10 protein-coding genes and 1 tRNA gene are annotated in these 17,478 nt (G+C 68.6%); 2 read left to right on the forward strand and 9 right to left on the reverse strand.

Annotated elements, in window-relative coordinates:
- Positions 1–5 precede the first annotated feature (5 nt).
- Positions 6–2,312, reverse strand: a complete 2,307-nt coding sequence (locus tag QNJ67_02110; GenBank protein ID MDJ0607744.1) for a DUF255 domain-containing protein — start codon at positions 2,310–2,312, stop codon at positions 6–8.
- A gap of 176 nt (positions 2,313–2,488) precedes the next feature.
- Positions 2,489–5,620: a CRTAC1 family protein gene (locus tag QNJ67_02115; GenBank protein MDJ0607745.1), complete on the reverse strand. Its 3,132-nt coding sequence runs from the start codon at positions 5,618–5,620 to the stop codon at positions 2,489–2,491.
- 344 nt (positions 5,621–5,964) lie between these two features.
- Here QNJ67_02115 and QNJ67_02120 point away from each other — a divergent pair, with 344 nt between their 5' ends.
- Positions 5,965–7,752 carry a tail fiber domain-containing protein gene (locus QNJ67_02120; protein ID MDJ0607746.1) on the forward strand — a complete coding sequence of 596 codons (1,788 nt, stop codon included), beginning with the start codon at positions 5,965–5,967 and terminating at the stop codon, positions 7,750–7,752.
- Between the two features lie 267 nt (positions 7,753–8,019).
- Here QNJ67_02120 and QNJ67_02125 read toward each other — a convergent pair.
- From QNJ67_02125 to QNJ67_02155, 7 genes are all read right to left on the reverse strand, one after another.
- Positions 8,020–8,094, reverse strand: a tRNA-Glu gene (locus tag QNJ67_02125).
- A 64-nt stretch (positions 8,095–8,158) separates the two neighbouring features.
- Positions 8,159–8,944, reverse strand: a complete 786-nt coding sequence (locus tag QNJ67_02130) for a DUF1194 domain-containing protein (protein ID MDJ0607747.1) — start codon at positions 8,942–8,944, stop codon at positions 8,159–8,161.
- A 32-nt stretch (positions 8,945–8,976) separates the two neighbouring features.
- Entirely contained in the window at positions 8,977–10,785 is a 1,809-nt protein-coding gene (gene recJ / locus QNJ67_02135; GenBank protein ID MDJ0607748.1) for a single-stranded-DNA-specific exonuclease RecJ, read from the reverse strand.
- A 99-nt stretch (positions 10,786–10,884) separates the two neighbouring features.
- Positions 10,885–12,186, reverse strand: coding sequence for a prolyl oligopeptidase family serine peptidase (locus QNJ67_02140; GenBank protein ID MDJ0607749.1), 1,302 nt, complete (start codon positions 12,184–12,186; stop codon positions 10,885–10,887).
- Between the two features lie 131 nt (positions 12,187–12,317).
- A complete protein-coding gene (glpX, locus tag QNJ67_02145; protein MDJ0607750.1) occupies positions 12,318–13,286 on the reverse strand; it encodes a class II fructose-bisphosphatase in 969 nt (322 codons plus the stop codon).
- Positions 13,287–13,365: 79 nt separating this feature from the next.
- On the reverse strand, positions 13,366–14,658 hold the full coding sequence (locus tag QNJ67_02150) for a homoserine dehydrogenase (GenBank protein ID MDJ0607751.1): 1,293 nt from the start codon (positions 14,656–14,658) through the stop codon (positions 13,366–13,368).
- A 135-nt stretch (positions 14,659–14,793) separates the two neighbouring features.
- Complete coding sequence (locus QNJ67_02155) at positions 14,794–15,603, reverse strand: OmpA family protein (GenBank protein MDJ0607752.1); 810 nt, start codon at positions 15,601–15,603, stop codon at positions 14,794–14,796.
- 91 nt (positions 15,604–15,694) lie between these two features.
- Here QNJ67_02155 and phaC point away from each other — a divergent pair.
- A partial coding sequence (phaC, locus tag QNJ67_02160) for a class I poly(R)-hydroxyalkanoic acid synthase (protein MDJ0607753.1) occupies positions 15,695–17,478 on the forward strand: 1,784 nt, incomplete at its 3' end.

The raw sequence follows: 17,478 nt of genomic DNA on the forward strand, positions 1-17,478 counted from the left end.
GCCGGTCAGAAGTACATTTTCGACTCTATGGTCTCCGGCGGCAGGCAGGTGCCGGTGTCGTTGCAGGCCTGGGCTTCCAGGCGCAACTCCACCGTCTTGCCCGCCGCCTCTTCGACGAAGCCGCCGGGCAGAGGCACGACGAGCCGCGCCCCGTGCTCGAAGACGCCGAGGGCGCCGAGGGGCGTCTGCAGCATCTTGGCGGCGGGGTAGACCGGCCCCGGCAGGACGTCGCCGCCGCTGATCGCCGCGTCCAGGCGGGTCGGCACCAGGAAGTCCAGGGTCACCGGGTTGGCGTTCACGTGCCACCCCTCGGCGATCCGCAGTTCCGCGATCAGCGCAAGGCCGCGCGCGGCCCCCTTCTCGCTCGCGTCGAGGCGCGTCGCCAGGCCGACCACCTCGGCCGATGCGCGCGGCGGCGCAGCGGCGCCTGGGGGCGGCACGGCGTGGAGCTCTTCGAGGGCCCAGAGCATGTAGGGCAGCGAGTCGGGCCGCGCGTCCAGAGCCGGCGCGAAGGCGCTCGCGATCTTGCGAGCCTGTAAAACGAAACGCGGCTCGCCCAGGGCCGCGAGGCGCGCGAGCGCGCGCAGCGCGAGACTGTTTCCGGCGGGCAGCGCGCCGTCCTCGGTATTGCGCGGGCGCACGACCAGTTCCTCGGCGCCGGACGCGACGTCCGCGAAGCCGCGGCCCCGCGGATCGTCGAAGCGCGCGATCATCCGCTCGGCCAAGCGGGCCGCCTCTGCGCGCCAGGAAGCATTGCCGCTAGCGCGATAGAGCGCCGTGAAGCCGAGGATCACGGCGGCGTAGTCTTCGAGATAGGCGGCAATCCTCGCCTGCCCGCCATTCGCCACGCGCAGCAGCCTCCCCTCGCCGTCGATCATCGTCCGCTGCAATGCCCATCCCGCGCGCGCCGCCTGGCGCAGGAAGTCCTCGCGCTCGAGCGCGACGCCGGCGTAGGCGAGCGCCTCGATCATGAGCCCGTTCCAGGCGGCGACCGACTTGTCGTCGCGAAACGGCGTCTGCCGCTTGCCGCGCGCGGCCAGCAGCGTATCCCGCAGCGCGGAGAGGCGCGCATCGAGCGCCGCGCCGGAGAGGCCGAGCGCCGCGAGGCGATCCGCCTCGCCGCCGCTTCGGTGCAGGACGTAGGCGCCGTGCAAGGGCGGCTCGCCGGAAGCGCCGTAGGCCGCGGCCACCAGGGCGTGATCCGACGCCGACAGAAGGCCGCGCAGCTCGTCGGCCCGCCACAGGTAGTAGGCCCCTTCCACGCCCTCGGTCTGCGAATCCTCGGCCGAATGGAACAGACCGGATGGGTCGGTCATGCGGCGCGCCACGTAACCGGCGATGCCTTCAGCGACCCGCCGGAACCCTTCCTCGCCGGTCAGGCTGTAGGCGCGGGCGAAGGCGTGCAGCAGCTGGGCATTGTCGTAGAGCATCTTCTCGAAGTGCGGGACCCGCCAGGCGCGGTCGACGGCGTAGCGGTGGAAGCCGCCGCCAAGGTGGTCGTGGATCCCGCCCCGGGCCATGCCCTCCAGCGTGCCGACCGCCATCTCGAGGGCCTCGTCGTGGCCGCCGCGCTCGTAGAGCGCCATGAGCATCTCGAGCACCGCCGGCCGCGGAAACTTCGGCGCCTGCTCGAAACCGCCGTAGTCCCGGTCGTAGTCCTTGGCATAGAGCGCGGCCGCCCGGGCGAGCAGCGCGCGATCGGGCAGCGTCTCGTCGGCAGACCGGCCCGGCAGGGCGTGGCTGCGGGCCAAGAGACGCAGGATCGAACGCGCATGCGCCCGGTAGCGCGCCTCATCCGTCGCCCAGCCGCGGCGAAAGGCCTCGAGGAGCTCGCGGAACTCCGGGTTCGGCAGGTATCCGGCGGCGAACAGCGGCTTGCGCTCCGGCGTCAGGATCACGGAAAGCGGCCAGCCGGTCTCGCCGCCGGTGAAGCGCCGCACCGACATGTAGAGCGAGTCGATGTCCGGCCGCTCTTCCCGGTCGACCATGACGGCGATGAAATGGGCGTTGAGTAGCGCGGCGCTGGTCTCGTCGAAGAAGACCTCGCGCTCCATGACGTGGCACCAGTAGCAGGTGGCGTAGCCGACCGAGAGGAAGATGAGCTTGTTCTCCGCCCGCGCCCTGGCGAAGGCCTCCTCGCCCCAGGGATACCAGTCGACGGGATTGTCGGCGTGCTGCGCGAGATAGGCGCTGGCTTCCCCCGCGAGGCGGTTCTCCACCGGCCGTTCAGAGGCGGCGGCGAGCGGAAGCCCGCCGAAGATCGCGCCGGCGAGGAAAATCCCAACAAAACGCGCGTGCCCAAGACGCTTCATTGCCTTGCAGAGCAGAGACCTAATGTTCGGCCCCTTCCTAGAGCGGATCATGTTTAGATGGAACCACTACGTGGTTGCCAACTGAACATGTGAATCCGCTCTACATCTAAGGTTTAGAGCAGATTCACCGGGCTTGATGGATCGCCTCCGGCGATCCAGTCAAACCCGGATCTGCTCTAGCGCTCCTCCGCTCCCCTTCCCTGCGTGATGACGTAGCGGCGGTTGGCCGCGAGAGGACCGACCTCTTCACTCTGCCCGTTCGGCCAGGTGATGGTCAGCCGGCCTTCGGTCGCGCCGCCGAGGCCGAAGTGCTGCTCGCGCGGGTGGACCGAGAGATAACCGATCGTGCCGTGCACCTCGCGCCAGACCTGCAGGCCCGGCTCTGCCCTCAGCACGAGTCTGGAACCGATGGCGTCACGGTTGCTGCCCAGCGCCGGGTCGCCGACCAGGCGGACCTTCAGCCAGTTCCTCCCCTGGGCTTCAAGCTCGTTGCGGTAGAGGACCGCCGCGCCGTGGTAGTTGTTCAGCACGACGTCGAGGTCGCCGTCGTTCTCGATGTCGAGATAGGCGGCGCTGCGCGAGTTGCCCGTGAGATCAGCGCCGCTCGCCTCGGAACGGTTCTGCAGCTTGCCGCCCTCGTTGACGAAGAACACGTTGGTCTCCCGCTGGGCTACCGGCAGGCTGATCTCCATCTTCTCGTCGTGCACAGAGGTGTAGTAGGGCGTGTCGGAGTAGACGGCGTACTCATTCATGCCGTTCAGGCAGTAGAGGTCGTCGTCGCCGTCGTTGTCGAAGTCGAAGAAGTCCGCGTCCCAGGCCCAGCCGGTCGAGGACAGGCCGCGGGCCACGGCGTCCGAGAGACGGTAGCGCAGCAAGGTCCGGCCCTCGGCGACAGAGGTGAAGAGGTCGTTGGCCTCGACCACCCGCATGCGGGCCATGCTCACCGGATCGAAGTGCATCGGCGTCTCGGCGGAGGGCATCGTGTACTTGTCGTCCTTCGCCATGGTGACGATGTTCGAGATGTAGATGTCGGGAAAGAGGTCCCGGTTCACGTCGGCGATGCCGACGTTCATGGTGAAGGAGGGCTTGTCCGTGCCGAGCTTCGGGGCAATGTCCTCGAAGCGGCCGTTTCCCAGGTTGCGGTAGTAGCCGTTCACGCCGAAGTCGTTGCCGACGATCACGTCCTGCCAGCCGTCACCGTCCAGGTCCGTGTGGGAAGCCGCCTGGGTCCAGCCCCTGTTGTCGAGACCGCTGCCGGCCGTGACGTCCTTGAAGCGGAAGCCGCCGAGATTGCGGAACAGCCTGTTGGGCAGCCCGTTGGTGTTGCGCCGGCTGAGCGTCGGCATGACGCCGTGAAGGTAGTCCCCGAAGTAGCCGATATAGAGGTCGAGCAGCCCGTCCCGGTCGTAGTCGAAGACCACGGCGGGGCCGCCGACGAGGCCGCCGCCGCCGAGGCCGGCCTCGGCGCTGACGTCCTGGAAGCGCCCGCCGCCAAGGCCCCGGTAGAGGCGATGGTCGTCGTTCACATAGGTGATGAGGATGTCCTGCAGACCGTCGTTGTCGAAATCGGCAATGACCGGCTGCCGCGCTTCGCCGGCGTGCCCGTCCGGACGGCGGAAGCTCAGGCCCGCCTCGGCCGAGATGTCGCGAAACGTGCCGTCACCACGGTTCAGGTAGAGCGCGTTCCCCAGACCGCCCACGAGCAGAACGTCGGCAAGACCGTCGTCGTCGATGTCCTCGGCCGCCACGCCGGCGCCGCCGAAGGCCGGAGGAATGGCGAGCGTGCCGACATTCGGGCCCTTGCGCAGATAGCTGCGCAACAGCCGGCTCAGCCAGTCCGCGGAACGGTGCTCGAAGGCGATGCCGGCCTCGGCCGTCACGTCGGTGAAGAAGGCCTTGCCGTGGGGTGTTTCGGCGCGCGCCAGGCTGGAGTGGATGCGCTGGGAGCGCGGCTCGACGGCCGGCGCCGAGGCGTGGGCATCGATGCGTCTCTGGATCTCCCGCAGTCCGCTCTCGAGGAAGGCCGAGGTAAGGGTCTCGGCCTTGGCTTCCTTTGCCTGGATCCCCGCCATGCGCAGTGCCAGCACGCCGAACTGCGCGACGCCCTCCACGATCAGCTCGGCCGCGAAGGGATCCGGCTCCAGCGTGACGTCGAGAGTCGGATGGTCCAGCGCGAATTGGAGGTAGTGCCAGTGAAGTCCGGAATCCCGGAAGGAATCGACGTCGTAGGATTCCAGGACCACCTGCTCGCCCGCGAGGCGCGGAAAGAAGATGACGTCCTCGTAGGCGTTGACCCGGAAGGGAATGAAGCGCTCGACGACCGGCTCGACGTCCTCGGCGCGGATGACGGCATGGCCGGCGGCTCGGGCCCGCTGGTCGGCCAGCCTCAGGGTATCGATGACGAAGGCCACCATGGTCTCCGTGAAAAAGCTCGTGAAGGCCTTCGCGGTCTCGGGGTCCTTCGGCCAGCGGTAGCGGGCGAAGTAGACCTGCAGGTTCCGGAGGAACACCGGCAGGGAGATCTCGTTGTAGGCCGCGTAGGAGGCGATCTTCTGGCGAACTACCGACTTGATGACGCCAAAGTCGCTGCGCGGCGGCGCGGCCGCGCCGCCCGCCACGGTCTCGACTTCCGCCGCGGCCGGCGCCGCGCCGACCTGGAGCCAGGCTGATCTGAGTCCATCCGCCGAGATCTCTCGCCGATCCTCGGCTCGCGCCAGACGGTCGGCGAGCTGGAGCGTCGCCAGCGTGTGGAGGTTGAGCAGGTCCTCGAGCACGGCGACCGCCTCCTCGCTCAACGGCAGCAAACGCTGATCCGGGTCCAGAAGCTGCTCCTGTTCCACCGCCAGGACGGCACGCAGCGCATAGGCCACGCTGGAATAGTGCTCGTAGTCGCGGCGCGTGATGGGGAGCCGCGTACCGTCCGTGGCGATGACGAGATGGCCGCCCTCGGAAGTCGACTGAACGCTCAGATGCACAGCAGCGGCCGGCGCGATGTCGGCTTCGGCGACCGACTGGCGGCCGGCCTCGACGCCGCGTTCCGACGCCCTGCCCCACACGGCCCGGATGAGCTGCTTTTGCAGCACGATCTTCTCGTGCCGGGCCGCCGGGCTCAGCGGCGTGCCGTACATGAAGTTCTCCAGGCGCGTGGCCGTCGCGTGGCACTTGGGATCGCGGTCGCCTTCCAGGCTCTGGATCGCGTCGACGATCGACCTGACCGTCTCCGGCCCCGCTACGCTCGTTTGGTCGCCGGCAAGAGCGGGGGAAAAGGCACCCAAGAGGAGCGGCAAGAGAAGCCCGGCGGCCCTCATGTCGGGCACCGAGCCGAGCGATCCGGAACTCTCCGCCGAGCGGCGCCCGCCAAGCTCGCCTTCATGACCGCTAGACCTCTTCCTGCCTGCCCACAATTTCTTGGTTCATTACATGCCATCATTGCAAGTTCCGGAGGACCTATCAAAGGGAATCAAGTAACGGCCAGAGGAGCGACTGGGCCGACCCGCTTCTCGACGCTTTGGTTTCGTCACGACACCGATTCCGAGGGCTGCCGCGAGAATGTTGGTTTCGGCACTTCCCCCGAAAGTTGCTTTCTGTTAACCTCAGAAAAAATATGGAATTAGGGGCATTATAGATGCCCCCTGCGGAGGGGTAGCAGCCTATGTCGAACAAAGCGAAGTGGTCCGGCTCGCGCCGGCCCTGTTCCGTTGGCCGGCGCTGGTTCCGGACAGCAGCTCTCTCGGTCGCCATGGTGGCGGCCGCCGTTTCAGCGCGCGCGCAGGTCGCCGAGGTGACCGTCGGTCCCGACGGGCTCGCGGTCGAGCCGCTGGTTGCGGTCGAAAGCCTGACGGTTTCCGCCTCGGGACCCGGTGGCATCGACGTCACGCGGCGTTACCCGGGCGGAGCCACAGCGGTCTTTCTGATCTTCGACGAGAACGGCGCCGTTCTGCCCGATGGATCCTACACCTATCAGGTGACGGGCGCGCCCGCCCTCGATCCGGACACCAGGGACGCCATGGCGGCCTGCCGCGAGGCGGCCGACTGCGACAGCCTGGTCGCGGCCCTCAGGGTTTCGGGCGCGTTGCCGGATCCGGCGGAGATGGTGCAGTCGGGTAGCTTCTCGATCGACGCCGGCTATGTGGTCCTCGGAAACGAGGTCGAAGAGGAGCGCGCAACCGCCGGTGCTCCGGGCGCAGTCACTAACGCTCAAGTCTTTGCCACGGACTTGATCGTGCAGGGCAGCGCCTGTATCGGCCTTGACTGCGTCAGCAACGAGAGCTTCGGCTTCGACACACTTCGCCTGAAGGAGAACAATCTTCGGATCCATTTCCAGGACACTTCGGTCTCAGCGGGCTTCCCCACCAGGGACTGGCGCATCGAAATCAACGGTTCAAACACCGGAGGCCCGGAATACTTCCGTGTGCAGGATGTCGGCGCCACCACCACCAACCCCTTCACAATCCAGGCGGGCGCGGGTAATGACGCGCTCGTGGTCGACGCCCAGGGGGACGTCGGTTTCGGTACCGGCAGCCCGATCGTGGAGCTGCACTCCGCAGACGGCGACACCCCGACCCTGCGGCTGGAGCAGAACGGCACCAGCGGTTTTGCGCCCCAGACCTTTGATGTCGCCGTTAACGAGGCCAACTTCTTCATCCGCGACGTGACAAACGGCAGCCAGTTGCCGTTCAGGATCAAACCCGGCGCGGACACCGACAGTCTTTTTATCGCCGCGAACAACGATATCGGTATCGGGACCGACTCCCCCGCGGCGTCGCTCGAGGTGACGAGGTCCAACGGCACCGGTCAGATCCTGGTCGACGAGAACTCGGGGACCGTCGCCAACCGCTCCTTGCTGAAATTGGAGAACAACGGCAACCCGCAGATCGAGCTGTCGAACACCGACAGCGCGGTAGGCTGGAAGATCGGCATGGGCACCAACAACGCCTTCATCGCCAAGAAGGGCACGCGCGAGCTGCGATTCACCGAGGGGGGCTCCCTGAGAGTCATCAACTCGGGCAATACCGTCTTCTTCCTCTTGCCGAACGGCAACCTGCAGATCGACGGCACCCTGCGGGAAGGCTCGGACGTCCAGGCGAAACGGGACATCGAGCCGCTCGACGGCGCAACGGTGCTGAACCAGGTGGCGGCCCTGCCGGTCTCGGCCTGGTCCTACAAGGACGACGAGACGGGCGCGCGCCACGTCGGGCCCATGGCCCAGGACTTCCACGCCGCCTTCGGGCTGGGCAGCGACGAGACCACGATCTCGCCGCGCGACCTGGCCGGCGTCGCTCTGGCCGCGGTCAAGGAGCTGGAAGAAGTCGGGCGCGAGAAGGACCGGCGGATCGAGGCCCTGGAAGCGGAACTGGAGCGCCGCGACACGGTCCTCGAGGCACTGGAAGCCCGCCTCGACGCCCTGGAAGAGAGGCTTTCGAGGCCGGACCGGAAGTAGGCGACGCGCCCCGCATTGCCGGGGCTGTGCTCTTACCCAGCGGTGCCTGAACGCTCGCGCACCGCTGGGACACATTTGCTATGTGTCGCGCCTAGAGCGGATCGTGTTTAGATGGAACCACTTCGTGGTCTCCAACTAAACATTTGAATCCGCTCTACATCTTAGGTTTAGAGCAGATTCACCGGGTTTGATGGATCGCCTCCGGCGATTCAGTCAAAGCCGGATCTGCTCTAGGGATCCGTGAGAGACTTGAGAGCAAAAGGGATATGGCGACCCCAACGGGAATCGAACCCGTGTCTTCACCTTGAAAGGGTGATGTCCTAACCGCTAGACGATGGGGTCGTCGCAGGCATTTTCGCTGGGCGTTCAGATAGCGAATGGACCTGCGAAAAGCAAGTCTCCGCCTTCACCAGTCCAGCGGCCGGAAGGCGGGCGGCGCCGCGCCGTCACCCGGCGTCTCGGCGAGCTGGGTCGGGCTGGTCGGCTCGGGCAGGCCGGCCACCGGGACGCCGGCGATCTCCTTGACCAGCTTCTCCAGGATGGCGGTGGCGAAATCCTCGTAGTCGGCCGCCGACATGACGAAGGCGCCGGTGCCGCCGATCACGTTGTAGAGATAGTAGCGGTCGACATAGATGTCCTCGTTGAGGATCGCGAGGCCGTTGATCGTGATCCCCGCGGCCACCGCCCGGTCGCGGATCTGGGCCGGTTGCGCGCCCTGGTTCGTGCGGCCGTCGCCGGAAACGTCGATCACCTTGCGCCGGCCGGTGAAGGTGTTGCGCTCGAACTGCCGCACGGCGTAGGTCAGCGCACCGCCCAGGGAGGTGCCGCCGCCGATCAGAAAGCGCGGCGTGTTCTCGATCTCCTCGGAGAAGCGCTCGGCCGAGGCCTCGTCCTTGACCTTGAGCCAGTCGATGGCGGTGAACTGCTTGCGGCTGTCGGACCACTGGATCAGCGATACCGCGATGCCGAGGTCGCCGGTCGCGCGGATCGCCGCGATGACCGCCGGATGACGGAAGGCCGCGGCCAGGCCGCGCATCTGCAGATCGAACTCCTCGGGCGACACGCTGGAGGAGGTATCGACCGCCAGCACCAGCTCGAGGTCGACCTGCTCTTCGGCCGGCGCCGCCTGCTGCGCCAGGGTCATCCCGGCCACGCCGAGCCCCGCCGCAAAGAGCAGCACCGCCTTGGCCAACAGGGTTGCTGCCCTCGGAATCGGGAAGTCTCCTAGCCTTCGGCCGGCGCCGCGTCCTCGATGATGAACTGAACCGCGCCGGGCCCGGCCCAGTCGTCGGGCCGGAGCTTGCCCGCGAGATGGTAGGGGAGGCCGCCGCTCTTGGCCAGCGCCTCGCCCAGCCCGTCGTCGAAGGCGCGGAAGGCGATGGCCTTGAGCCGTCCGCCTTCCGGTCCCGTCAGCGTGCAGCGCAGATGCCCGCCGGTCAGGACCTGCGGCCGGTCGATTCGGACGCCGGGAAGGGCGAAGCGCGGCTCGGGATTGCCGACGCCGAAGGGCGCCATCCGCTGCAGCAGCGCGACCAGCTCGGCACTGGCCGCGCGCAGGCGCAGCGCGCCGTCCAGGCCGAGGGCGGGACGATAGCCGGACTCGGCGATCCGCCGCGCCAGGCGATCGGCGAGAAAGGCGCGCAATTCCGCGATCCGCCCGGCCTCGACCGTCAGGCCCGCCGCCATGGCGTGACCGCCACCGTTGATCAGCAGCCCCGCACGCCGCGCGGCCAGCACCTCCGCGCCGAGATCGACGCCCGGCACGGAGCGCGCCGAGCCCTTGCCGATACCCGCCTCGACCGCGATCACCAGCGCGGGCAGGTTGAAGCGGTCCTTGAGCCGGCCGGCCACGATGCCGATCACCCCGGCGTGCCAGCCCTCCTCGGCGACGCAGATCAGGCCGCCGGCGGAGCCCGCCTTGGCCAGGGCGGACTCGGCCTGGCCGAGGGCCTGATCCAGCACCGCCTGCTCGATCTCGCGCCGCTCCCGGTTGAGGGCGTCGAGCCGCGCGGCCAGGTCGGCGGCCTCCGCGCGATCACCGGTGGCGAGCAGCCGGGCCCCCAGATCCGGCGTGCCGACCCGGCCGCCCGCGTTGATCCGGGGCCCGAGCAGGAAGGCCGTCTCGTAGGTGCCGGGCGGGCGGCTGACCCCGGCGACCTCGGCCAAGGCCACCAGGCCGGGGTTCTCGCGCCGCGCCATCACCTTGAGGCCCTGGGAGACCAGGGCCCGGTTGAGGCCGGTCAGGGCGACCACGTCGCAGACCGTCCCGAGGGCGACCAGGTCGAGCCAGGCCATCAGGTCGGGTTCCGCCCGGCGCCGGTACCAGCCCATGTCCCGCAACGCCCGGTTCAGCGCCACGACCAGCAGGAAGGTGACGCCGACCGCGGCCAATTGGCCGAGCCGGGAGCTGTCGTCCGCGCGGTTCGGGTTGACCACGGCGGCGGCGGTCGGCAGTTCCGCCTCGACGCCGTGGTGGTCCACGACCACCACGTCCTGGCCGGACCGGGCCGCGGACTCGAGGGCCTCGAAGGCGGTGACGCCGCAATCGACGGTGATCACGAGGGAGACGCCCTCGTCCCGCAGGCGCTGCAGCGCCGGCTTGTTGGGGCCGTAGCCCTCGGCGAAGCGGTCCGGCACGTAGACCCGCAGGTCGACGCCCAGCGCCGCGAAGAACCGCGCCAACAGCGCCGCCGAGGTCGCGCCGTCGACGTCGTAGTCGCCGAACACCGCGATCCCCTCGCCCGCTTCCAAGGCCCGGACGATCCGCGCGACCGCCGCCTCCATGTCCTTGAGACCGAGAGGATCGGGCAGAGCGCGGCGCAGGCGCGGCGCCAGAAAATCCTCGGCGCTCTCTAGGGTGACCTGCCGCGCCGCCAATGCCCGGCCCAGCACCTCGGGCAGGTCGAGGCTCTGGGCGAGCGTGAGGCCGAGCCGGTCGTCGGCGAGCCGCGCCTCCCAGCGCCGCCCGCGCAGGGAGCGCTCGACGTTGAGCAGGCAGGGACGGGAATCGCCGGAAGACGGGGCCGGTTGCATGCGCTCAACCCTGCAGAACCGAAAGATGCCGCGAATCGCCGACTCGCGACTAAGATCTTGAAGTCTAGAAGCAGCAACGCAAACAGCAAGCGCGCCGGGCTACTTGGGCGTGCCGGCGACCTCGGCCTGCGCCCCGACCAGCTCGGCGAGCCGGCGGCGCCAGGCGTCCTTCGCCTCACCGCCGATCGCGTGCCCGACATCGGGATAGACGGTGAAAGCCACGTCCCAGCCCTGTTCGCGCATCTGCTCGATCGTGTACTCGGCCCACTCGAGCCTGACCGCCTGGTCCTCGCCGCCGTGGAAGGCCTCCACCCGGATCTCGGGCGGGGCTTCGCGTTCCGGCAGATCGCCGGCCATGGCGCCACTCACGGGCAGGGCGGCGGCGAAAAGCTCGGGATGGTAGGCCGCCAGGGCGTAGCTGACCGAGCCGCCCTGGGAGGCTCCGGTGACGATCGGCCGGCCGAGGGTCGGATAGCGCTCGGCCATGAGCCGGGTGAAGGCCGCGACGAAATCGGCCGAGCGTCGGACATCGCCGACGAAGACGTCCCAGTCGTCGTCGAAGCCGAACCAGGAATAGCCGATCCAGTGCCACTCCGGTCCGGCCGGCACGACAACCCGCGCCGGGAAATCCCACTTGCGCTTGACCAGGCCGAAGACCTCGGGAAAGCCGGCCAGCGGGTGGAGGTAGATCACCAGGGGCAGAGGGTCGGCCGGATCGGCGCCGCCGGTGGTCGTCACGCGATAGGATGCCGTGCCCAGGTCACCCGGCAAGACCGCTTTGTCGCGCAGCGGATCGAGCATCCAGGGTGTCGCCGCCAGCAGCAGCAGGAGACCGAGAAGGCCCAGCAGCCAGAAGGTCTTTCTGGCCTGTCTGGAGACCGGCCCGATGACCTCGACGGAGAGATCCGGGCGCAGCTCGCCTACCCGGGCCAGGATCCGCTCGATCGTCGCCGGGTCTTCGATGCCGCGGGTTGGAATGACAACGCCCTTCTGATGTCCGAAGACGAAGAAGAGATGCCGCGGAGAGCGGCCGATCCGCTGAACCGCCGCCCAGGGCGTCACCGAGCGGGTCGTGCCGTCGGATTGAGAGAGACCGTCATCGTCGAAATCCGCGGTCAGGGGCTGATCGAAGTGCCGCCGGACCTGCCGACCGGCCCAGAAGTTATGGAAGACGAGGAGAGCCACCAGGGTTCCGGCGACCCAGAGCAGGCCCGAGGTGAGGTGATGCCAATCGAAGGCGATCAGATCCTCGAAGAAAACGATGGCCAGGACCACGAGCGCTAGGAGACAGAGCCAGCCCAGGAGATTGGACCGTGAGCCTCCGGGCCGGGCCGGGCCGGGCATGCAGAACTGGGCGAAAGCCTTCAGGTCAGCGTGCTCTAGGGTGTATTGGACCTGCATCCTGGCATCCGCGCGCCCGGTATCGGCGCAAGGGGTCGACCGGCGGCGCCGCGATCCCAGCGGCGGCCGCGGCGGCACACGTCAGACTAGCGGATCGGATATGTATAGAACCTTGACGCGCCGAGCGGAGATCACCCGCCCAGGTTTTCCATCCAGGGCTTGCGCTTGAAATTGTGCTGCGCGTGGATCGTGCGCACCGTGCCGGTCTTGGAGCGCATCACGATCGACTGGGTCGTGGCGCCGCTTTGAAAACGGCGGACCCCTTTCATCATGGTGCCGTCGGTGACGCCCGTGGCGGCGAACATCACGTCGCCGCCGGCGAGGTCGTGCAGCTTGTACTTGCGGTCGAACTCGGTGATGCCGCAGCGATGGGCGCGGCCCCGCTCGTCGTCGTTGCGGAACACGAGGCGGCCCTGGAACTGGCCCCCGATGCAGCGCAGGGCGGCCGCCGCCAGGACGCCCTCCGGCGCGCCGCCGGTCCCGCGGTACATGTCCACGCCGCTCTCGACCTGGCTGGTGGCGATCACGCCCGAGACGTCGCCGTCGGTGATCAGGGCGATGCGGGCCCCGGCCTCCCGGGTCTTGGCGATCAGTTCCGCGTGGCGCGGCCGGTCGAGAATGCAGACCACCAGATCGGAGACCTCGACCTTCTTGGCCTTCGCCAGGTTCTTCAGGTTGACCGCCGGGGACTCGTCGAGGTCGACGACGTCGTCTTCCAAACCGCCGCCGACGGCGATCTTGTCCATGTAGGTGTCCGGCGCGTGGAGGAAGCCGCCGGCCTCGGCCATGGCCATGACCGCCAGCGCGTTGTTGCCGCCCTTGGCGGTGATCGTCGTGCCCTCGAGCGGATCGAGCGCGATGTCGATGGCGGGCCCGCCGGCGCCCACCTTCTCGCCGATGTAGAGCATCGGCGCCTCGTCGCGCTCGCCCTCGCCGATCACCACCGTGCCGTCGATCGGCAGGCTGTTGAGCGCCGCGCGCATGGCGTTGACGGCCGCCTGGTCCGCCGCCTTCTCGTCGCCCCGGCCCATCAGCCGCGAGGCCGCCAGGGCCGCCACCTCGGTCACCCTGACCGCTTCCAGCGCCAGGTTCCGATCCATCCCACTCGCCATTAAGTTCCTCCCTCGTCTCGCGGAGTCGTCAGCCCGCGCAGTCCCCGGTACCCGGCCGCTCTTCCGGCTAGAAGTCCTCGATCCGGATCATGCGCGGCGGTTCCAACGCCGCCTCCAGATCGGCGATCCGGTCCAGGGCCCGGCGCATGCGCGCCTCCTCGGTCTCGTGCGTGGTGATCACCACGGGCACGGCCTCGCCGGGCGCGCGGCCGCGCTGCAGCATCGCCTCCAGCGAGATCTCCTCGTCACGCAGAGCCGCGGCGACATCGGCGATAACGCCCGGCCTGTCGACCACCATCAGCCGGAAGTAATAGCAGCCGACGTGGCGCTCCATCCTGAGCGACGGCAGGGAGCGCAGCCGGCTGGCGGGCACCGCGAAGGGCGGCAGGCGGATGCCCCGGGCCAGATCGATCAGGTCGGCGACGATCGCCGAGGCGGTCGGCGCGCCGCCGGCACCCCGCCCCTCGATCACGATCGAGTCGCAGAAGTCGCCTTCGGCCACGGCGGCGTTGAACACCCCCTCGACGTTGGCGATGGGAGTCTCGCGGCGCACCATGCAGGGATGCACGCGCTGCTCGACGCCGCCGTCGATGCGGCGCGCCAGTCCGAGCAGCTTGATCCGGTAGCCGAGCTCCTCGGCGTAGGCAATGTCGAGCGCCGAGACCTCGCGGATCCCCTCGACGTAGACGCCGTCGAAGTTGACCTCGCAGCCGAACGCCAGCGCCGCCAGGATGGCCAGCTTGTGGGCCGCGTCGACGCCGTCGATGTCGAAGCTGGGATCGGCCTCGGCGTAGCCGAGCTTCTGGGCCTCGGCGAGGACCTCGCCGAACTCCCTGCCGGTCCCGCGCATGGTCGAGAGGATGTAATTGCAAGTGCCGTTGAAGATGCCGTAGATGCGCGAGAAGTCGTTGGCTGCGAGCCCTTCGCGCAGGCACTTGATGACCGGCGTGCCGCCGGCGACCGCGGCCTCGTAGGCCAGGGTTACGTTGTTCTCCTCGGCGAGGCGGGCCAGCGCCGTGCCGTGATGGGCGATCAGCGCCTTGTTCGCCGTGATGACCGACTTGCCCCCGGCCAGCGCGCGCTCGGTCAGCGTCTTGGCGACGCCGTCGGCGCCGCCTATCAGCTCGATCACCACGTCGATCTCCGGGTCCGCGGCCATGGCCACGGCATCGTCGAACCAGCGCACGGCGCTCAGCTCGACGCCCCGGTCCTTGCGCCGGTCCCGCGCCGACACGGCCGAGACCAGGATCGGGCGCCCGCCGCGCTCGGCAATCAGGTCGCCGTGCCGGGCCAGGAGCGACAAGGTGCCGCACCCCACGGTGCCGAGACCCGCGACTCCGATCCTAAGAGCAGTGCTCACTTTCCCCCCTTCCCTCATCCAATCGGATGGCAGCGACCGGCGCGGTCGTCGCCGCGGCCTGCCGTGCCAGCGCGGGCGCGGCGCCCGATCGGACCGACCTTGTAGCGGGGCCGGCGGCAAGTTTCCAGTTCCCGATCACTCGACCAGAAAGATCTCGACCCGCTGCCGGCGGGCGCCGCCGGCTGCCGCCGCCGCGGCATCGCCGGCCGCCGAAACGATCAGGTCTTGCGGGTCGCTGCCGAGCGACTCGAGTCGGCGCGCGACCCTCGAGGCGCGCGTCATGGAAAGGCGGAGGCGCTCGACCTGCCCCGTTTTTGCCTCGCCGGCGGCGTCCCACTCGGCGTGGCCGACGATCCGCAGCGCGCCGCCCCGCTGGCGATGCAGCAGGGCGACATCTTGCAGCAGCGGCCCGTCGGCCGGATCGAGCTCGGAGGCGATACCGGGGAAGTAGAACACCGCGACGAGCTGGCCGGGCGGCACCGCGGCCAGCCTGGCACTGCCCGCCCCGGCGTCGGGGGCCGGGGCGCCGGCGCCCGGTGGCGGCGGCGCGGGCGGGGGCGGCGCGCCCGGCCGCGTGTCGACTTCGGCCGGCGGCGGCCTGCGGCGGGCCTCGGTCCCGCGCTGGGACGCCAGGTCGCGAACATCGGCGACGCGGTCGCGCTTGGGACTCGGGCGGGGCGGCCGATCGGGAACCCGCGAAAGGTTGGGAAAGGGCGCGTCGGGATCGAAGCCTTCGGTCGAAATCCGCTCCGGCGGCGCCACCTCGCCGGTCACCCAGCCGGCCGGATCGAAGCCCTCGCCGCCGGCGCAGGCGCTCAGCACCAGGACGGGCGCGACACGCCAGAGGCGGCGCAACCGCCCGGCCAGGCCGCGTCGGACCGCCGGGCGCCGCGCCCCTAACCTTGACTCGCCCAAGACCGGCCGGTACTTACCGCAGCGCAGCATTTAAATCCCCGTTGGCCCTATAAGCCAGGCTCCGATAAAATCGAGCCTTATCAGCTATTTTGCCAACGATCTAGTGACCAAGGAAACAAAGATGTCCAGCGAGCAAGCTCCGGAGTTCAACATCCCCGATCCAGTCAAGCTGTCCAAGGCGATGGCCGAGATCGGCGAGAAGAGCCAAAAGCTGGTGAGCGACTGGCTGGAGCGTCAGGCCACCGGCGGTGTCAACGGCGCGGCCCCCAGCTTCGATCCTCTGAACATCGGCGGCGCCTTCATGGCCATGACCGCGCGGATGATGAGCGACCCGGCCTTGCTGGTCCAGGCGCAGATGTCGTTCTGGCAGGATTACATGAAGCTCTGGCAGTCGGCCGGCCAGCGGATCCTGAGCGGGGAAAGCGATCCGGTGATCGAGCCGCTCGCCGACGACCGCCGTTTCTCCCACCCGGCCTGGGAGGAGAACCAGATCTTCGACTTCATCAAGCAGTCGTACCTCCTGTCGGCTCGCTGGCTGCAGTCCACGGTCCAGGACGTGCAGGGCCTCGACAACAAGACCGCCAAGAAAGTCGATTTCTACACCCGCCAGTTCGTCGACGCCCTGGCGCCCTCGAACTTCATCATGACCAACCCCCAGGTGCTCGAGGCGACCTTGGAGTCGGGCGGCGAGAACCTGCTGAAGGGGCTGCAGAACCTGCTCGAGGACCTGGAGCGCGGCAAGGGCCGGCTCGACATCAAGATGACCGACCATGACGCCTTCGACGTCGGCCGGAACGTCGCGGTCACGCCCGGCAAGGTGGTCTTTCAGACCGAGCTCATGCAGCTGATCCAGTACGAGCCCACGACCGAACAGGCCTACAAGCGGCCGCTGCTGATCGTGCCGCCGTGGATCAACAAGTTCTACATCCTGGACCTGCGCGAGAAGAACTCCTTCATCAAGTGGGCCGTCGGCGAGGGTTTCACGGTCTTCGTCGTGTCCTGGGTCAACCCCGACGAGAAGCTCGCCCAGAAGAGCTTCGAGGACTACATGCTGGAAGGCCCGCTGGCGGCGCTCGACGCGATCGAGGCGGCGACAGGCGAGCGCCAGGCCAATGCGATCGGCTATTGCCTGGGCGGCACCCTGCTCGCCTGCACGCTCGCCTACATGACGGTCAAGAAGGACGAGCGGATCACCAGCGCCACCTTCCTGACCGCCCTGACCGACTTCACGGAGGCCGGTGAGCTGGGCGTCTTCATCGACGAGGAGCAGCTGGCCGCCCTGGAGGAGAAGATGCACGCGCGCGGCTATCTCGAGGGCTCCGAGATGGCGACCACCTTCAACATGCTGCGCGCCAACGACCTGATCTGGTCCTTCGTGGTGAACAACTACCTCCTGGGCCAGGACCCCTTCCCCTTCGATCTGCTGTACTGGAACTCCGATTCCACGCGCATGCCGGCGGCGATGCACAGCTTCTATCTGCGCAAGATGTACCAGGAGAACCTGCTGGTGGAGCCGGGCGGGGTCACCCTGGACGGCGTGCCGATCGACCTGACCAAGATCGAGACGCCCGCCTTCCTTCTGTCAACCCGGGAGGACCACATCGCCCCCTGGAAGTCGACCTACGCGAGCACACAACTGTTCTCGGGCCCGGTCAAGTTCGTGCTGGCTGCCTCCGGCCATATCGCCGGCGTCGTCAACCCGCCCGCCGGCAACAAGTACTCGCACTGGACGAACAGCAAGCTGCCCGAGGACCCGGACGGCTGGTTGCGCGGCGCCAAGGAGCATCCCGGATCCTGGTGGCCCGTCTGGGCGAAATGGGTCCAGGCCAAGAGCGGCGGCAAGGTATCCGCCCGGACGCCGGGCGACGGCAAGCTGCCGGTGATCGAGGACGCGCCGGGCTCCTA

The sequence above is a fragment of the Kiloniellales bacterium genome, assembly GCA_030064845.1.
GTDB lineage: Bacteria > Pseudomonadota > Alphaproteobacteria > Kiloniellales > JAKSDN01 > JASJEC01.

Excerpts from the sequence above, each read along its gene's own strand:
- recJ (MDJ0607748.1), bottom strand. The coding sequence starts at position 10,785 with ATGCAACCGGCCCCGTCTTCCGGCGATTCCCGTCCCTGCCTGCTCAAC.
- QNJ67_02140 (MDJ0607749.1), bottom strand. The coding sequence starts at position 12,186 with ATGCAGGTCCAATACACCCTAGAGCACGCTGACCTGAAGGCTTTCGCC.
- QNJ67_02110 (MDJ0607744.1), bottom strand. The coding sequence starts at position 2,312 with ATGAAGCGTCTTGGGCACGCGCGTTTTGTTGGGATTTTCCTCGCCGGC.
- QNJ67_02120 (MDJ0607746.1), top strand. The coding sequence starts at position 5,965 with ATGTCGAACAAAGCGAAGTGGTCCGGCTCGCGCCGGCCCTGTTCCGTT.
- glpX (MDJ0607750.1), bottom strand. The coding sequence starts at position 13,286 with ATGGATCGGAACCTGGCGCTGGAAGCGGTCAGGGTGACCGAGGTGGCG.
- QNJ67_02115 (MDJ0607745.1), bottom strand. The coding sequence starts at position 5,620 with ATGAGGGCCGCCGGGCTTCTCTTGCCGCTCCTCTTGGGTGCCTTTTCC.
- QNJ67_02155 (MDJ0607752.1), bottom strand. The coding sequence starts at position 15,603 with ATGCTGCGCTGCGGTAAGTACCGGCCGGTCTTGGGCGAGTCAAGGTTA.